Source organism: Desulfotomaculum sp. (genome assembly GCA_003513005.1).
Classification (GTDB): domain Bacteria; phylum Bacillota; class Desulfotomaculia; order Desulfotomaculales; family Nap2-2B; genus 46-80.
Window position 1 is genome coordinate 23,209 of record DOTD01000062.1, and the last position, 16,490, is coordinate 39,698.

Below are 16,490 nucleotides of genomic sequence, written 5' to 3' on the forward strand. Positions count from 1 at the left end.
AATTCATTATATATTTAATGATATATTTGGAAAAGATATTTTTATAATTATATCATCATTCGACATAATTCTTGACAAAAGAAACGTCAGGCGTTATTTTTTGTTGGGGGTGGGTTTGAATGCAGCAGTTACGACTTTTTTGGGCTGTCAATCTTCCGTTTGAGACAAAAAGGAAACTTAACGGTATTCAGTTGAAGCTTAGGGACATTCCCTGCGATGTAAAGTGGGCCGAGGAAGAAAACCTCCACTTCACGCTTAAATTTCTAGGCAATGTGGAAGTGTCAGCCGTGCCTGGCCTTGTGGATTCGGTTAAGGCTGCGCTTGCCGGCGTTCCGGTGTTTACGGTCCGTCCCCTTGGGATGGGATTTTTCCCCGGATCCGCGCGGCCACGGGTGCTCTGGGTGGGCCTGCAGGGAGAACTGGGCAGGCTTCAGAAAATTTATGAACTGATCAACAGTGCCCACCTTGCCCATGGTTTTCAGCTGGAAAAGCGGCCTTTTTCTCCGCACCTGACGCTTGCCCGCCTGCGATTCGGGAAGGGTTCGGAAGCGTTTGTCACGAAAGTTAATGAAATGAGCCCCGAGGTTGAGCAGATTGGCAGTTTAAAGGTAAGATCCGTGGACCTGATGCAGAGTGAACTAAACCGCCGGGGACCTGTATATACGCCGCTGGCTAAAGTCGAACTGGCAGGCAAATAAGGTTTAAATAAGGCCTGCCCGGCGAAAAGAAGAACAGAAGCGATGAAGGTAAATACAACCGTTTCCCGCGGAGCGGAGCAGGATTTCGGCAGCAGCCAGGAAATTCTGGGCTTTTACTTTTGGGTCTGAAAGGTACATAGCCAGCAGTCCCCTGACTACCAGGAGATGAAAGAGCGGATCAGAAAGTCCGCCGGCTTCCGAAAGGGATTTTTCGATAATGTATTCAAGTCTTTGAACGGTTTGTGACGGACAGGAATAGTAACTGGCAAAATTAAGGTCTCCCCCGGCAATGTCTTCCTGCTGATCAATAAAGTAGTCGAGCAGTATATTCAATTCCTCACTGGAAAATTTCAAACTTAACCACCTGTATTAGTATAACCAGGGGGGGCTTATATGCTTCGCAAACATTTTTTTGTAAGCGGCCGTGTTCAGGGTGTTTACTACCGGGTTTTTGTGCGGGAAACAGCCTGGGAAACAGGCGTGAAGGGATGGGTTAGAAACAGGCGCGACGGACGTGTCGAGGCGATTATGGAGGGCGGGCCGGATGCCATAGATGAAGCAATACGCCGCTGCCGGCAGGGTCCGCCGGGAGCGTTCATTGAAAAGATCGATATTGATGTAGAGCCATTTACCGGGGAGTTTAACGACTTCAAAATAGTTTCCACTGTCTAGTATTTCTATTGCCCTCTTATTGGCGGTTGCCATGCCTGCCATTCTTTACTATAATTCTTTTAAGGTGGTATGGCTTTCATGACAGAAAAAAGAAGTTGGCGAAAAAAAACAGTTGATCCTCTGCTTCAGCGCATTCTGCCCAGGGAGTTAAATATTTCCCCAACCCTGGCCTCGTTACTTTTAAACCGCGGCGTTAATACGGTTGAGGACGCGAGGGATTTTCTTGAAGGATCACTGGAGCGGCTGCATAACCCCTACCTCATGAAGGACATGGAACCTGCTGTAAACAGAATCCTCAACGCTGTCAAGAAAGGGGAAAAAATTCTCGTCTATGGGGATTATGACGCCGACGGAATTACAGGGACGGCGCTTTTAACTAAAGCTCTAAGACAGTTGGGCGCAGAAGCCGGCTATTATATCCCGGAACGCCTTAACGAGGGCTACGGTTTAAACAGGCAGTTTGTCGGATGGGCCAGGGACGAGGGTGTCAGCCTGGTTGTTACTGTTGACTGCGGCATCGGCGGAGCTGGCGTTGTGTCCATGGCAAATGAATTGGGCGGGCCAGATTTTGTAATCACGGATCATCACCATATGGCTGCAAAATTACCCGAAGCAGCAGCGGTTTTAAACCCGAAGCGATCTGATTGCGCCTACCCGTTTAAAGACCTGGCCGGAGTCGGTGTCGCTTTCAAGCTCGTCCAGGCTCTTTTCTTTCAATATAATCCCGGGACTAAAGTTGACTGGCAGGAATATGTCGAGCTTGCCTGTATAGGGACTGTGGCGGATGTTGTTTCACTGACAGGAGAGAACCGCATCCTGGTTAAAAGCGGCCTGGGTTTTTTAAATGGCGGCCCTGCAAACGCCGGCATTAAGGCTATCATGGCAGTAGGCGGTTTAAGAAAAGATAAATTTGAAACGAAGGAGATCAGTTTCATTATCGTACCCCGCTTGAACGCTCCGGGCAGAATGGGAAGCGCCAGGCAGGCGGTTGAACTTTTGCTTGCCGGAGATCCGGCTAAGGCTGCCGAACTGGCGGCGGAACTGGATAAATGCAACCGCACAAGGCAGGAGGTTGAAGCCGGTGTTCAGGAGGGAGTCCATAAACTGATGAAAGAAGACCGTTTTTTAGCTGAATCGGAAGTGCTGGTTGCGGCTGATCAAGGCTGGCACCAGGGTGTAATCGGAATAGTTGCTTCACGCCTGACTGATCTTCTCGGGCGGCCCGTTTTACTGATCTCCCTGGAAGAAGATATGGGCAAGGGTTCAGGGCGCAGCGTCCCCGGTTTCGATCTTTACGAAGCTCTGGCCAACTGCAGCGAATACCTTGTTGAATTTGGCGGCCACTCCGGGGCTGCGGGCTTTTCTTTAGGAGTTAACCAGTTGGATAATTTCCGGCGGGCAATTAACGAATATGCAAAAGACCTGCTGAGCCACGAACATACTCCCTCAATCCCAGAGGTTGAAGAAGTACTGACCCTTGCTGAAATTACCGAACAGCTTGCTTCGGAAATAACTCTTTTGGCTCCTTTTGGGCAGGGCAACCCTCAACCGGTTATCGGGTGTCCTGAGGTAACGGTTCTGCGTTCCCGAGGAGTTGGCAAAGACGGAAGCCATTTAAAATTAACTCTTCAGCAGGAGGGCGCAATCAGGGACGGAATAGGCTTTCGCCTGGCAGGCGCAAATGGCGGATCCGTCCAGGGCAAGGTTGTTGATCTGATCTGCACGCCGGTTCTCAACCATTGGAACGGTATTACCAGCGTTGAGTTGGATGTAAAAGAAATAATCACACCTCATGCAGAGAAACTGGGAGAAATGATCTGTTTTGAGACTGGCGAGTCACAGACGGCGGCGTGTGAGATTTCAGGGCCGGCCAATGGCTGCGGTTTGTTTCTGGATGCCCTGTTTGATTCCGCATCAGAGCATTTGGCGGACGATTGGAATAAAATGGCCCTGCCGGACTTTGCTTTGAACTGGTTTCAGGAATATAAAAGACTGTACAATCGTGTCTTTTTACCAGGCTGGTGCGAAGATTGTGCTCAGCCTTCGCCCGAATCGGGTGTTGTCAACCTGGAAAAAGCGCCGCTAGTAGATCTGCGAAATACAACCGGCAGACCATCGACTCTGTCCGGGCTTGCCGGCGGCGGAAAACGAACCCTTGTCCTGGTTGACTGCGCCTACAGGACCATTGAACTTGCCTCTTACCTGCGTAAATCAAGCAGGTGTTCCGCTGCTTTTCTGCACCGCTGGATTTCACCGGCAGAACGCGAGGCTATCCTGTATTTTTTTGCCGGGGGTTCGGTTAAAACACTTGTTGCGACTGCAGGACTTTATCCGTCCCTTGAAAGTAATGAAATAGACCAACTGGTTGTTTATGACCTGCCCTGCGGCGAACAGGAATGGAATCTGGCTGTAAAAGGACCGCAGCGTGATAAAAGAAGTATCTTTCTTATGTTTGGGGAAGGAGATAGAAACAAATTCCGGGATTATCTTTCTTCACTGGCGCCGGACAGGGATTTTCTGGCGCGCCTTTACACGTTGATGCGTCAGTTTAATAACTTCGCTACAGAACGCGTTTTGACTGAACTTACTATGGCTCTTCAAAAGGCGGGTTTGAAATGGGCCAGGGAGTATACGACGGGGATAGGCCTGGCTGTTCTGCATGAACTTGGTCTGTTGGTGGAACGGGAAATAGATGAGGAATCGATTGTCGCATTGTCCCCCGCTCCAAAAGGAAAACTGAAATTAGATGATTCAAGGATATTTTGCTGGGGCCAGGCATCCAGAGACAGGGCCGTAACCTGGCAGCAGGATATATTAAATTTATCTGCCTGGCCAAACGTTGAGTTATAAGGAAGGCATTATGGAATACCAGGAATGACACTGGTATTTTTTTATAGTATAATTTTAGTAAATTGGGCAGCAGAAAAAGAGGGATAAAACATGCCGCAGGAACTTATAAAGAAAGTCTCCCTCTATAATAAAAATGCCGATCTTTCTTTGCTCAACAGGGCGTATGAGTTTGCAAGCGACGCGCACAGCAATCAGAAAAGGATTTCAGGCGAGCCGTTTATCCTTCACCCCCTTGCTGTGGCCTTTGTTTTAGCCGAGTTGGAGCTTGATTTGGAGACGTTGGCGGCAGGGCTCCTGCATGATGTTGTTGAAGACACGCAGGTTACTTTAGAACAAATCGAAAAAGAATTTGGAAACGAAATCGCCCTTCTTGTTGACGGGGTAACCAAGTTAAGCCGGCTTGAGTTTAAGTCCAAAGAAGAGAACCAGGCTGAAAATCTCCGTAAAATGTTTCTTGCCATGGCCAAGGACATCCGGATAATTCTGATTAAACTTGCCGACCGCCTGCATAATATGCGCACGCTCGGCTATCATCCCGAGTTCAAACAGAAGGAAATAGCTACCGAGACCCTGGAAATATTCGCTCCGCTGGCCCATAGACTGGGTATATACAGGGTTAAATGGGAAATGGAAGACCTGGCCTTCCGCTATATCCACCCCCGTGAATATTTCGATATTGATAAAATGATCGCCAGCACCTGGGAGAAGCGTGAGGAGTATATCCGCGGGGTGATTGCCATGCTGCGGGAAAGGCTGGAAAGCATGGGGATAAAAGCCGAAGTCGGAGGCCGTCCCAAGCATCTTTACAGCATCTACTCAAAAATGGCCAGGCAGAAGAAGGAATTAAGCGAGATCTATGATGTGCTGGCTGTAAGGCTGGTTGTGGATTCAGTAAAGGAATGTTATGCGGCTTTGGGAATCGTGCATACTTTGTGGAAGCCCATTCCCGGCCTGTTCAAGGACTACATAGCCATGCCCAAGTCAAATATGTACCAGTCTCTGCATACCATAGTTATCGGGAGAAATGGCGAACCTCTGGAAGTTCAGATCCGTACTGCGGAGATGCACCGCACCGCCGAATATGGTATTGCCGCTCACTGGCGCTATAAGGAAGGCGGGCAGACGGATAAGCAGTTTGACGAAAAACTCGCCTGGTTGCGCCAGCTTCTGGAATGGCAGCATGAACTGCGCGATGCGCGTGAGTTTATGGAGTCGCTTAAGATAGACCTGTTTTCAGATGTTGTCTTCGTTTTTACTCCCAAGGGCGAGGTTTTTGAGTTTCCCAACGGATCCGTGCCGATAGATTTTGCCTACCGCATACATACCGAGGTGGGACACCGCTGTGCGGGGGCAAAAGTCAACGGGCGGATTACAACACTGGACTATAAACTTAAAAACGGCGATATAGTTGAAATTATTACTTCAAAACAATCTTCCGGCCCAAGCCGGGACTGGCTGACCCTAGTTAAAACCTCCCAGGCCAAGTCACGGATCAAGCAGTGGTTTAAAAGAGAACTGCGTGATGAAAATTCCGTCAAAGGGCGGGATATGCTGGACAGGGAGATAAAGAAGCAGGGCCTCAGCCTGGAAATATTGAAAAACGAAAAACTCATGGAAATGGCCCGCCGGCTGAATATATTTACGGTTGAGGACCTCTACGCGTCAATCGGCAACGGCGCCGTGAGTCCGCTGACGGTAATTAACAAGCTAAAAGAAGACACTGTCAAGCCTGTGCAGGCCTCACTGGAGGAAGAACTGCAGCAGCTGAAACCTGAGACGTTTGCGCCTGTTAAAAACCAGACAACCCAGGGTGTTACTGTAAGGGGGATGGATAATCTGCTCGTCAGGCTGGCTCACTGCTGCAAACCTGTGCCCGGCGATCCGATAGTGGGCTACGTTACTAGGGGGCGGGGCGTGTCGATTCACCGTAGTGACTGCCGCAACCTGGGCCAATTTCAAAAAGGTGACCAGGAGAGGCTTGCCGAGGCCGTTTGGAGTCAGGATTTCAGGTTTCCTTTCCAGGTTAAGCTGGAGGTGTGGGCAACGGACAGGGCGGGACTGTTAAGCGACGTAATGGCGATATTAACCGAGATGAAGATGAGCGCCAACTGGGTGACCGCCCGGGGAGGAAAGAAAAACAATGTGGCCATAATTGAAATGGTTATGGAGATGAAGAATAAGGAAGAGCTTGATTATCTTGTGAGCAGGCTAAACCGTGTCAAAGATGTCTACGAGGTAAAAAGGACCAGTTAGAAGGAGTGCTTAATAATTGCGGGCGGTTGTGCAGAGGGTATCCAGAGCGGCGGTGAGCGTGGACGGTTTCAAAATAGGGGAGATTGGATCCGGATTGGCTGAAAGCGAGAGGCATCCGGGTAGCCACGGGAGAATTTCAGGCTTACATGAAAGTTGAAATTATAAATGACGGACCGGTTACAATACTTATAGACAGTAAAAAGAGCTTTTAAAGCATAGGAGGTATGCTTGTTGATCATAAAAGGTTTTGAAGTGGGCCCTATAGCGGCGAACTGCTATATTATAGGCTGTGAGGAGACCAGGGACGCCGCAGTGATTGACCCCGGCGCCGATGCGCCCAGGATTATGCAGTGGCTGAAAAAGCTGAATCTGAACTGCAAGTACATTATTTTGACCCACGGACATATCGATCATATTGGCGCTGTAAGCGGAATCTACGAGCAGACGGGCGCACAGGTGTTGATCCATACCAAGGACGCCGATATGCTGACGAACCCGAACAGCAACCTCTCCTGGATGACGGGGGGAGAAATGAAGGTTAAGGCAGCGGACCGCCTCTTAGAAGAGGGCGATAAGATACAGGTGGGCAAACTGACCATTGAGGTTATCCACACACCCGGGCATACACAGGGCGGGATTACCCTGAAAGTTGAAAACAATTTGTTAACGGGGGATACTCTTTTTGCGGGTTCCATCGGCCGTACGGATTTTCCCGGCGGAAACTACATTCAACTGATCGGAATGATTAAAACAAAATTAATGATCTTCCCCCCCATCACGTCGGTTTTTCCGGGGCATGGGCCAATGACCACAATTGGCGATGAAGCGAAATATAACCCCTTCATGCGTATGTGATCTGTGACAGGAGGAATTAAGAGTTGCCGAGCTCAATAAACCGGCCGCGGGGGACTATTGATGTGCTGCCGGGTGAAGTTGAAAAATGGCAGTATGTCGAAGAGTCTTTCCGGCGTATCTGCCGGGAGTACGGGTATGCCGAAATCCGCACGCCTGTTTTTGAATATACCGAGCTGTTTGACAGGGGCGTGGGAGACACTACCGATATAATTGAGAAAGAGATGTATACTTTCCTTGACCGGTCGGAAAGATCATTGAGCCTGCGTCCTGAAGGCACGGCGCCGATTGCGCGCGCATACGTCGAGGACAAGCTGTATTCGGGCCCCCAACCGGTTAAAGTATACTACCAGGGGCCGATGTTTCGCTACGACCGGCCGCAGGCCGGCCGTTACCGGCAGTTTCATCAGCTCGGGGCAGAGGTTTTCGGCTCTTTTACGCCGGCCATAGATGCGGAAGTAGTCGCCATGGCTATGGACTTTTGCCGGCGCTTCGGTTTAAAGCTGGACCTGCATATAAACAGCGTTGGCTGCGGTATGTGCAGGCCGGTGATGCGTGAAAAGCTATGCGCCAGCCTGAAGACACGCCTGGAGGATTTGTGCGGCGACTGCCGTATCCGGTTGGACAAAAATCCGCTGCGCATACTGGACTGCAAAGTAAAGCGCTGCCGGGAGATGGCCGGAGAGGCTGCGGCAGGCTTAAAATTTCTTTGTCCGGAGTGCGCTGATCATTTCGGGGAAGTGCTCAGTTACCTTGACGCTTTGAATGTAGAGTACATAGTTGATCACTGCCTTGTGCGCGGGCTTGATTATTATACCAGGACGGCTTTTGAAATCATGGCTCCTGGCATAGGAGCCCAGCGTTCTGTCGGCGGCGGCGGACGTTATGACGGCTTGGTGGAAATGTTCGGCGGACCCCCGACGCCCGGTATAGGTTATGCTATGGGACTGGAAAGGTTTCTTCTGGTCATGCAGGAACAGGGCCTGTCTGTGCCGGACAGCAGGCAGCTTGATGTATACCTGGTTACAGCTGAAAAAGATCTGGAAGGCCGGGCGATGATGCTTTTACAGGAACTGCGGACAAACGGCATATATGCGGACAAAGACTACACCGGGCGGAGCATGAAGGCCCAGCTGAAGCAGGCTGGAAAATCCGGCGCTCCTTATGTTGTCATACTTGGCAGCGACGAGCTCAGCAAGGGAAAGGTTGCCTTAAAAGACATGCTGTCCGGCAGCCAGACTGAAGTTCCGCTGTCTGACTTGACTGCACAATTCCTAAAGGAATAACTTGCGGAGATAGTTATAGAACAAAAAATGAGACCTTCGGGCAAAAAGGAGCTTTTCGAATGGAAAATATGCAAGGTTTAAAACGCGCCCACAACTGCGGCATCTTACGCAGAGATCACATTGGCCAGGAAGTAGTCCTGATGGGATGGGCTCAACGCTGCCGGGATCACGGCGGATTGATTTTTATCGACCTGAGGGACAGGACCGGCATTGTTCAGACGGTATTTGACCCGGATCGCGTAAAAGAAGAATTTGCCAAAGCTGAGGGCGTACGCAGCGAATATGTTCTTGCAGTCACCGGAAAAGTTGAAGAAAGGCCTGAAGGCACTGAGAACCCAAATTTGGCTACAGGGCAGGTAGAGGTTATGGCGGCTCATATCCGGATCTTAAACACTGCCAAGACCCCTCCCTTTTATATTGAAGACGGTGTTGATGCAGAAGAAAACGTTAGGCTTAAATACCGCTACCTTGACCTGCGCAGGCCGGAAATGCAGCGTGCTTTCGAACTGAAGCACAAGGCTGCGGTAGCAGCCAGGGAGTTTCTGAACAGCCGGGGGTTCTGGGAAATAGAGACACCGATGCTTACCTTGAGCACTCCGGAAGGGGCGAGAGACTTTCTGGTGCCAAGCAGGTTAAACCCGGGCAGTTTTTATGCGCTTCCGCAGTCACCACAGCTGTTCAAGCAATTATTAATGGTCTCCGGGATGGAAAGGTATTACCAGGTTGCCCGCTGCTTCAGGGATGAAGATTTACGGGCTGACCGTCAGCCGGAATTTACCCAGATTGACCTGGAAATGTCTTTTGTTGATATAGATGATGTCATAGAAATAATCGAGAACATGGTTGTTTCTATTTATAACTCAACGGGAACCTCAAGTCTGGAACTCAAGCCTCCTTTCCCCCGGCTTTCCTATCGGGAAGCAATTGATCGTTTCGGAAGCGATAAGCCCGATACCAGGTTTGGTTTGGAGCTTGTTGATTTTACGGACCTTGCCGCCCATTGCGGTTTCAATGTCTTTTCTAAAGCAGCGGATACCGGCGGCCAGGTAAAAGGAATCAACGCAAAGGGCTGCGGCAGTTTAAGCCGCAGGGAAATCGATGAATTGATCGATTTTGCAAAAATATACAAGGCAAAAGGCCTGGCCTATTTTACAGCCACCGGCCAGGGACTGAAATCGCCTTTGAACAAATTCTTTACGGAAGACGAACTAAAGACAATTGCCGAAAGGTTTAAAGCCGAAGAAGGCGACCTGCTCCTTTTTGTAGCCGGCCGGCCTTCCGTTGTGGCTGATGCCCTGGGCGCCTTGCGCCTTCACATTGCCGGGATGACCGGCATGATTCCTGAGGATGAACTGAAGTTCCTCTGGGTTGTTGATTTTCCCCTCCTTGAATATGACGAGGTTGAGAAACGTTTCACAGCCAGGCATCACCCCTTCACTTCCCCGCAGGACGAAGATCTGCCGGCGCTGGAAACTGATCCTGCTTCCGTCCGGGCCAGGGCATATGACCTTGTGCTTAACGGAGTGGAAGTCGGCGGCGGGAGTATCCGTATCCACCGGCGTGATGTGCAGGAAAGAATGTTTGCAGCGATTGGAATTTCACCGGAAGAAGCGCGCCAGAAATTCGGCTTCCTGCTGGATGCTTTCGAGTACGGTACACCGCCGCATGGAGGGTTTGCGATTGGTTTCGACCGCCTGATCATGCTTTTAAGCGGCAAAAAGACAATCAGAGACGTGATTGCCTTTCCAAAAACACAAAGCGCTGCAGACTTGATGAGCAGCGCGCCGGGCAAGGTTTCCGCCGGGCAGCTCCGGGAACTTCACATCAAGATAGATTTGGGCGGAAAGCTGAAGGAAAACCGCTAAATTTGCTATAATTCGTCCATTATGCTAAAATAAAAAGATGAATAATCAGTGAGTAAACCGGGTGATCGCAAGCAATTCCGCTTCGGAAACGCTTGAGGAAAGTCCGAGCTCCACAGGGCAAGGTGCTGGGCAACACCCAGTGGGGGCAACCCTAAGGAAAGTGCCACAGAAATGAGGACCGCCTGTTTTTTAAACAGGCAAGGGTGGAACGGTGCGGTAAGAGCGCACCAGCAGCTCTGGTGACGGGCTGGCTAGGTAAACCCCACCTGGAGCAAGACCAAATAGGGAGACGTTGAGGCTGCCCGCTGAGTCTCCGGGTAAGGTCGCTTGAGGCGCCTGGCAACAGGCGTCCCAGACAGATGATCATCCACGACAGAACTCGGCTTACAGGTTTGCTCACTGCATAAAATAACCGGACTTTTCAGCCCGGTTTATTTTTTATTAAAGCAGGATTTGTCACAATTGAGTATAATTAAATAGTTTATAAAGAAAAAGAAGAATTAAAGCATCCGGGAGGTTTTAAAATGTCATTTGAGATAAAGAATTTTGAGATACCTTTAGAGAAACTCCGCAGGCGCTGCAGCCTGAAAGAATTTATATGTGAAAACACAACCCAGATTCCCCCGCTGCAGAATTTTATCGGGCAGGAACGGGCTATCAAAGCCATGGGGTTTGGCATAACAATGAATGCTCCGGGATATAACATATATGTTGCCGGACCTCCCGGCACCGGGAAAAGCACATATATTCAGGCTGTCCTGACCGATTATGCCCAGGATAAGCCTGTACCGGAAGACTGGTGCATCCTCTTTAACTTCGGCAGCCCGGATCAGCCATATACTGTATCACTGCCTGCCGGGCAGGCGCAGGTCTTCAAAAAGGATATGGAGGAATTAATATCCGACATCAGGTCTACAGTTCCCAAACTTTATGAAGGGGACGATTACGAAAAAAACAAGCAGGCTATACTTGACGAGATGGAAACCCAGATCAATGCGCAGATGGAACAGGTCCAGTTGGAGGCTAAAGAAGCCGGCTTTATGATGAAGCAGGGGCCTGAAGGGATGATGTTCATACCAGTAAGGGATGGCAAACGGCTGACACCTGAAGAGTTCGAGATGCTTCCGCCGGATAAGCAAAAGGAAATCCAGCTGGCTGTCCGCAATTTACAGCAAAGAATGGAAGAAGTATTCACCGACGGCAAAATGATTGAAAAACGAACCAAGGAAAAGATACAGCAGCTGGATAAACAGATTGCCGGACGCGCTATTGAGCCTCTTGTTAATCAGGCGCAGGAGAAATACAGGGATTTTTCAAAAATAGTTCAGTACCTTAATGAAGTGGTCGAGGATATTATCCAGCATATCGATCAGTTTAATGTGACTGAGGCGCCCAAACCGGGGCCGTTTGGTTTTGTTGATCCAAGAGAATTATTTAATCGTTACAAGGTAAATATTTTCATCAGCAACGGCGAGACAAAAGGGGCTCCCGTCGTTATAGAAACGAATCCGACCTATTATAATCTTTTCGGTAAAATAGAGTATAAGAATATCATGGGCGGAATGAGCACGGACTTTACAATGATTAAGGCAGGAGCTATTCACCGCGCTAATGGAGGTTACCTCGTTCTGCAGGCAAGGGATATTTTTCAGGATCCTTTTGCCTGGGACGCCTTGAAGAAAATGATTAAAAGCAGGCAGACAGTAGTAATAAATGTCGGCGAACAGTACAGGATAATTCCGACAGCAAGCTTAAGGCCGGAACCTATCCCGGTTGATGTGAAAATAGTCTTGATCGGGAGTTATAATATATATCACGTGCTCCATGCCTATGATGAAGACTTTCAGAAATTTTTCAGGGTTAAGGTCGATTTTGACACTGAAATGCCCCGCACACCTGAGAACCTTAATCACTATGCGGCTTTTGTCGGCGCTGTCTGCAGGCGCGAGAACCTGACGCACTTTGACCGCTCAGGCCTGGCTGAGTTAATCGAGTTCGGTTCCCGGCTTTCCGGCAGTCAGGATAAACTTTGCACCTGCTTTAATGAAATTGTCCAGATTGTCTATGAAGCTGAAGCATGGGCCAGGGTGGATGGATCCACCTATGTCGGCGCCCCTCATGTCAGGCGGGCTTTTGAAGAGCGTATATACCGCTCCAACCGGATTGAGGAAAAGCTGCAGGAAATGGTTGTGCAGGGCAAGTTTCTCTTAAGCACGGAAGGTTCTGCAGTGGGACAGGTAAACGGACTTTCAGTGATCAATATCGGTGATTATTCTTTCGGGAGACCTTCCAGAATTACGGCAAAGACGTTTATGGGCCAGGAAGGGCTGGTCAATATAGAGCGCGAGACGCGTATGAGCGGAAGCCTGCATACCAAAGGAGTCCTTACTTTAACGGGATTTTTGGGAGACAGGTTTGCTCAGGATAAACCCCTGCGTCTTACGGCAAGGATCACTTTTGAACAGCTTTATGAAGGTGTTGACGGGGACAGCGCATCGAGCACTGAACTGTATGCCCTTCTTTCAGCTATTTCCGGTCTGCCGTTAAGACAGGATATTGCAGTTACAGGGTCGGTGAACCAAAACGGTGAGATTCAGCCAATCGGCGGAGCGACCGAGAAAATAGAAGGGTTCTTTGAGGTTTGCAAGGCGAAGGGTTTAACTGGAAAACAGGGTGTGATGATCCCCGCCCTGAATATAGATGACTTGATGCTCAAGCATGAAGTATTGGACGCCGTTAAAGAAGGTAAGTTCCATATTTATGCGGTAAGCACTGTTGAGGAAGGGATATCGCTGCTTACCGGCACTGAAGCCGGAGAGCGTTCAGAAGACGGCGCATATCCGGAAGAAACGGTGTTTTACCTTGTAGATCAAAGACTGCGCCAGTATGCGGAGGATCTTTCGAGCTTCGGCAAGAATAAGGATAAGGAGGAAGAAGGACAGGGCTGTGACAGCTGTGACGGCTGCGGCGCCTGCTAGTACCTGCTCAGGTCCTCCCAGGTGTCTTCCATACTGTAACCTGTGCTCTCGATGCCTTTACGGTGGCCCTGACGGTAAATATCGTCAATGACGTCTTCTTCGGCAGGACGGACTGAAAGGTTGGGCGCCTGCTCAGCCACAACACGGCAATCAAAACAGACGGTAGTATACGGTACAGCTTCCAATCGCTCCAGGAGGATGTCCTTCCCGCAAATATCACATTCGCCGTAAGTGCCGTCTTTTATTTTATCCAATGCTCCGTCGATAGCTTTGATTACAAGAACGGCGTCTTCGCGCAGGGCGAAATCTTTACTGCGTTCGAACAATTCCGATCCCAGATCACCCGAATTGTTATCGTACATGGACAACTCGCCTGTTGACACCTTCATTGACATGGCGAGGCCGTTCTCATTGATAAATTTTATCCTGCCTAATAATTTATCCTTTTCATCTTCCAAAAGCCTTTTAAAAAACTTTAGTTTTTTACGATCCATTTGTTTTCCTTCCGGAAATATTTTAAGGTTTAAGCTGGGTCTGCACCGTGTATACTATCTCGGCGATGAAATTTCCAATTAACGGCAGGTTCAGCGCTACCAGACGCCTTAGAAAAATTACGACTATGGCGCCCAGGACAGTAAATCCCACAGCTATCCCGATGCCTCTGGCCAAGCCGGCGATGAAGTTGATATACATCAGCCGCAAGGGTCTGTTCAACAACTCGACGTACTCGGCCAGTTTCATTTTTTCAATATTAACGGCAAACTCGGTTAACTTTCCCCGAAGGGATATTAATAAACTTTTTTCGTCACTCTCGATCTCCGGCATTAACCCTCACCTGCGGTATATAGGCTACCCCGAAAATCTGCAAATGATGAATTTTCTTAATGGCTCTTTTTTTCCAGCCGCTTGAGGTCTATCCACAGCGGGCTTGCGTTGCAGATAGAAGAATACATACCGCTGACGACGCCGATCAACATAGCCAGCACAAAGGTCTTAATTGTGCTGCCGCCCAGGAAGTACATGGCGACAAGGACAAAGATGACCGTGAGCACGGTGTTGATTGATCTCGTCAACGTCTGCCAGAGGCCTCTGTTGACCACATCCTCAATGCTTTCTCCCTTCTGGCGATGCAGCATATTTTCCCTGATCCGGTCAAAGATGATAATTGTGTCATTTATCGAATAACCGATAATTGTCAGGATAGCGGCTACAAACGCGCTGTCTATCTCGATCCTGAAAAGTGAGAAAATACCGGTAACCACGAGCACGTCGTGCAGCAGGGCGATAATTGCCGCCAATCCCTGCTTGAATTCGAAACGGACGGTTATGTAAATTATCATCAGGACCGAAGCTATTATTAAGGCAATCAGCGCTTTTTGGGTAAGCTCGCGTCCGATTATGGCTCCAACTGATTCGTTGCGGAGTATTGTAGACTTGCCCAGTTTACCGAGCGCCCCCAGGAGATCGTCGTTTTGGTCCTGTGTCAGATGGGGAGTCCGGATCAGATAGCCGGTTTCGCCGATTTTTTGAACGGCATGACTGCCTCCAATCTTCCGGGAGGATATGGTATTTCTGATTGTTTCTACGGCAACCGGTTTATCATAGCTGATCTCGATAATATTGCCGCCGGTGAAGTCAATGCCCTTGTTCAAACCCTGGACTGCAAGAGAGATCAAACCCGGCAGGATGATTACTAAAGATATGATGTACCAAATTTTTCTCAGTTTGATAAAGTGCAGGGACATATTTTTGACCTCCTATGCTCCGTAAAGTTTTGTGTTCTTCACTATACCGCTGTCGGCGACAACGTGCAGGAACCACCTGGTCATGGTGATTGCCGTGAACATACTGGCAATTATACCTATGGCAAGAGTTACCGCAAATCCGCGTATGGGGCCCGTGCCGAAGAAATAAAGCACTATGGCGGCCACAATCGTGGTTGTGTTGGCGTCGAATACCGCGGTGAATCCTCTTTTAAATCCTGTGTCAATTGCTGAACGCAGGCTTTTGCCTGTCCGGAGTTCCTCTTTCATTCTTTCAAAGATAATCACATTGGCGTCTACGGCTATACCGAGCGACAGGAGAAAGGCTGCAATTCCGGGAAGGGTCATGGTTACGTTCATTGATACAAAGATGATTAAAACAATCAACGTGTAAATTAGAAGCGCAAAGTTTGCAATCAAGCCCGGAACTCTGTAATACATAAGCATAAAAATAAGTATGGCAACAATACCGACTATTCCGGCATGCATGGACTTATTGAGGGAATCAGCTCCCAGGGATGGTCCGACTGAACGTTCCTCTTCAACGGAAACTTTTACAGGAAGTGCGCCGGAACGAAGAAGTATGGCTATGTTATGGGCTTGTTCAAGTGACTCATATCCTTCTATCTGCGCCTTGCCTGAAGGGATGGCTTCCTTTACCACGGGGTTTTGCAGAAGTTCGCCGTCGAGGTAAATACCTATTTTTTTGCCGACGTTAGCCGCGGTTACTTCGGCAAATTTGCGCGCTCCTACCGGCGTGAAGGTGAGATCCACAACTATGTTTTGGGAGTCCTGTCCCTGTGCTTCCAGTGCGTCTTTGAGGTCGGCTCCGGTCAGAACGGTTTTTCCGTCCTCAGTCTTAAACTCCAGGTGGGCTACTTTTACAATGGTGCGTACAGCTTCCCTGGCGTTTTGGATTCCCGCCAGTTCAACTATCAGACGCTTTGTTCCCTGCTGCTGAATAACCGGTTCGGATACACCAAACTGGTTTACCCTGCGTTCGATTACGGCAATCAGTTGTTTCATTTTCTCCGGAGTTACTTTTGCTTCGGCTGTATCCTGGGCTTCCAGAACGACATGGACTCCGCCGCGCAGGTCCAGCCCAAGGTTAACTTTATTAACTAACGGAAAGAACTTATTTAATAGTTCATTATGCTTAAAAGCGGGTACAAAGGCGGCTACAGTAACAATAATTACCGCCGCTAAGATGCAGACAATCTGGATGATTCTGTTTGTCTTGAGTTTCATTGCGCCACGTGCTCCTTTCTTCTTC

14 protein-coding genes, 1 other RNA gene and 1 pseudogene are annotated in these 16,490 nt (G+C 49.2%); 11 read left to right on the forward strand and 5 right to left on the reverse strand.

Annotated elements, in window-relative coordinates; translation table 11 throughout:
• Nucleotides 1-119 precede the first annotated feature (119 nt).
• A complete protein-coding gene (thpR, locus tag DEH07_07610) occupies nucleotides 120-698 on the forward strand; it encodes an RNA 2',3'-cyclic phosphodiesterase (GenBank protein ID HBY04392.1) in 579 nt (192 codons plus the stop codon).
• A gap of 3 nt (nucleotides 699-701) precedes the next feature.
• On the opposite strand, the gene DEH07_07615 is transcribed toward thpR, so the two are convergent.
• Entirely contained in the window at nucleotides 702-1,052 is a 351-nt protein-coding gene (locus DEH07_07615) for a hypothetical protein (GenBank protein ID HBY04393.1), read from the reverse strand.
• Between the two features lie 39 nt (nucleotides 1,053-1,091).
• Here DEH07_07615 and DEH07_07620 point away from each other — a divergent pair, with 39 nt between their 5' ends.
• From DEH07_07620 to DEH07_07665, 10 genes and pseudogenes are all read left to right on the forward strand, one after another.
• Nucleotides 1,092-1,370: an acylphosphatase gene (locus DEH07_07620; protein ID HBY04394.1), complete on the forward strand. Its 279-nt coding sequence runs from the start codon at nucleotides 1,092-1,094 to the stop codon at nucleotides 1,368-1,370.
• Between the two features lie 69 nt (nucleotides 1,371-1,439).
• A complete protein-coding gene (gene recJ / locus DEH07_07625; GenBank protein HBY04395.1) occupies nucleotides 1,440-4,220 on the forward strand; it encodes a single-stranded-DNA-specific exonuclease RecJ in 2,781 nt (926 codons plus the stop codon).
• Between the two features lie 90 nt (nucleotides 4,221-4,310).
• Complete coding sequence (locus DEH07_07630) at nucleotides 4,311-6,473, forward strand: (p)ppGpp synthetase (GenBank protein ID HBY04396.1); 2,163 nt, start codon at nucleotides 4,311-4,313, stop codon at nucleotides 6,471-6,473.
• Nucleotides 6,474-6,489: 16 nt separating this feature from the next.
• Nucleotides 6,490-6,570: pseudogene (locus tag DEH07_07635) on the forward strand (D-tyrosyl-tRNA(Tyr) deacylase).
• A complete protein-coding gene (locus DEH07_07640; protein ID HBY04397.1) occupies nucleotides 6,557-6,685 on the forward strand; it encodes a hypothetical protein in 129 nt (42 codons plus the stop codon). The pseudogene DEH07_07635 and the gene DEH07_07640 overlap by 14 nt, the downstream one beginning before the upstream one ends.
• 19 nt (nucleotides 6,686-6,704) lie before the next feature.
• Nucleotides 6,705-7,328 (forward strand): MBL fold metallo-hydrolase, encoded by a 624-nt coding sequence (locus tag DEH07_07645; GenBank protein ID HBY04398.1) that lies wholly within the window; start codon nucleotides 6,705-6,707, stop codon nucleotides 7,326-7,328.
• Nucleotides 7,329-7,363: 35 nt separating this feature from the next.
• Nucleotides 7,364-8,611 carry a histidine--tRNA ligase gene (locus DEH07_07650; GenBank protein HBY04399.1) on the forward strand — a complete coding sequence of 416 codons (1,248 nt, stop codon included), beginning with the start codon at nucleotides 7,364-7,366 and terminating at the stop codon, nucleotides 8,609-8,611.
• Between the two features lie 59 nt (nucleotides 8,612-8,670).
• Nucleotides 8,671-10,476 carry an aspartate--tRNA ligase gene (locus DEH07_07655; GenBank protein HBY04400.1) on the forward strand — a complete coding sequence of 602 codons (1,806 nt, stop codon included), beginning with the start codon at nucleotides 8,671-8,673 and terminating at the stop codon, nucleotides 10,474-10,476.
• 49 nt (nucleotides 10,477-10,525) lie between these two features.
• Nucleotides 10,526-10,879, forward strand: an RNA gene (gene rnpB / locus DEH07_07660) — RNase P RNA component class A.
• A gap of 121 nt (nucleotides 10,880-11,000) precedes the next feature.
• Nucleotides 11,001-13,454: an ATP-dependent protease gene (locus DEH07_07665; protein ID HBY04401.1), complete on the forward strand. Its 2,454-nt coding sequence runs from the start codon at nucleotides 11,001-11,003 to the stop codon at nucleotides 13,452-13,454.
• On the opposite strand, the gene DEH07_07670 is transcribed toward DEH07_07665, so the two are convergent.
• Genes DEH07_07670 through secD form a run of 4 tightly spaced genes read right to left on the reverse strand, consistent with a single transcriptional unit; the run spans nucleotide 13,451 to nucleotide 16,465 of the window.
• Nucleotides 13,451-13,948: a hypothetical protein gene (locus DEH07_07670; GenBank protein HBY04402.1), complete on the reverse strand. Its 498-nt coding sequence runs from the start codon at nucleotides 13,946-13,948 to the stop codon at nucleotides 13,451-13,453. The two genes, DEH07_07665 and DEH07_07670, sit on opposite strands and share 4 nt — an antisense overlap.
• Nucleotides 13,949-13,970: 22 nt before the next feature.
• Entirely contained in the window at nucleotides 13,971-14,279 is a 309-nt protein-coding gene (locus DEH07_07675) for a hypothetical protein (protein ID HBY04403.1), read from the reverse strand.
• 56 nt (nucleotides 14,280-14,335) lie between these two features.
• Nucleotides 14,336-15,199 carry a protein translocase subunit SecF gene (locus tag DEH07_07680; GenBank protein HBY04404.1) on the reverse strand — a complete coding sequence of 288 codons (864 nt, stop codon included), beginning with the start codon at nucleotides 15,197-15,199 and terminating at the stop codon, nucleotides 14,336-14,338.
• A 12-nt stretch (nucleotides 15,200-15,211) separates the two neighbouring features.
• Entirely contained in the window at nucleotides 15,212-16,465 is a 1,254-nt protein-coding gene (gene secD / locus DEH07_07685) for a protein translocase subunit SecD (protein ID HBY04405.1), read from the reverse strand.
• Between the last annotated feature and the right edge of the window lie 25 nt (nucleotides 16,466-16,490).

Coding starts and splice junctions, on each gene's coding strand:
- thpR (HBY04392.1), top strand. CDS start 120: ATGCAGCAGTTACGACTTTTTTGGGCTGTCAATCTTCCGTTTGAGACA.
- DEH07_07620 (HBY04394.1), top strand. CDS start 1,092: ATGCTTCGCAAACATTTTTTTGTAAGCGGCCGTGTTCAGGGTGTTTAC.
- recJ (HBY04395.1), top strand. CDS start 1,440: ATGGCTTTCATGACAGAAAAAAGAAGTTGGCGAAAAAAAACAGTTGAT.
- DEH07_07630 (HBY04396.1), top strand. CDS start 4,311: ATGCCGCAGGAACTTATAAAGAAAGTCTCCCTCTATAATAAAAATGCC.
- DEH07_07655 (HBY04400.1), top strand. CDS start 8,671: ATGGAAAATATGCAAGGTTTAAAACGCGCCCACAACTGCGGCATCTTA.
- DEH07_07665 (HBY04401.1), top strand. CDS start 11,001: ATGTCATTTGAGATAAAGAATTTTGAGATACCTTTAGAGAAACTCCGC.
- DEH07_07670 (HBY04402.1), bottom strand. CDS start 13,948: ATGGATCGTAAAAAACTAAAGTTTTTTAAAAGGCTTTTGGAAGATGAA.
- DEH07_07675 (HBY04403.1), bottom strand. CDS start 14,279: ATGCCGGAGATCGAGAGTGACGAAAAAAGTTTATTAATATCCCTTCGG.
- DEH07_07680 (HBY04404.1), bottom strand. CDS start 15,199: ATGTCCCTGCACTTTATCAAACTGAGAAAAATTTGGTACATCATATCT.
- secD (HBY04405.1), bottom strand. CDS start 16,465: ATGAAACTCAAGACAAACAGAATCATCCAGATTGTCTGCATCTTAGCG.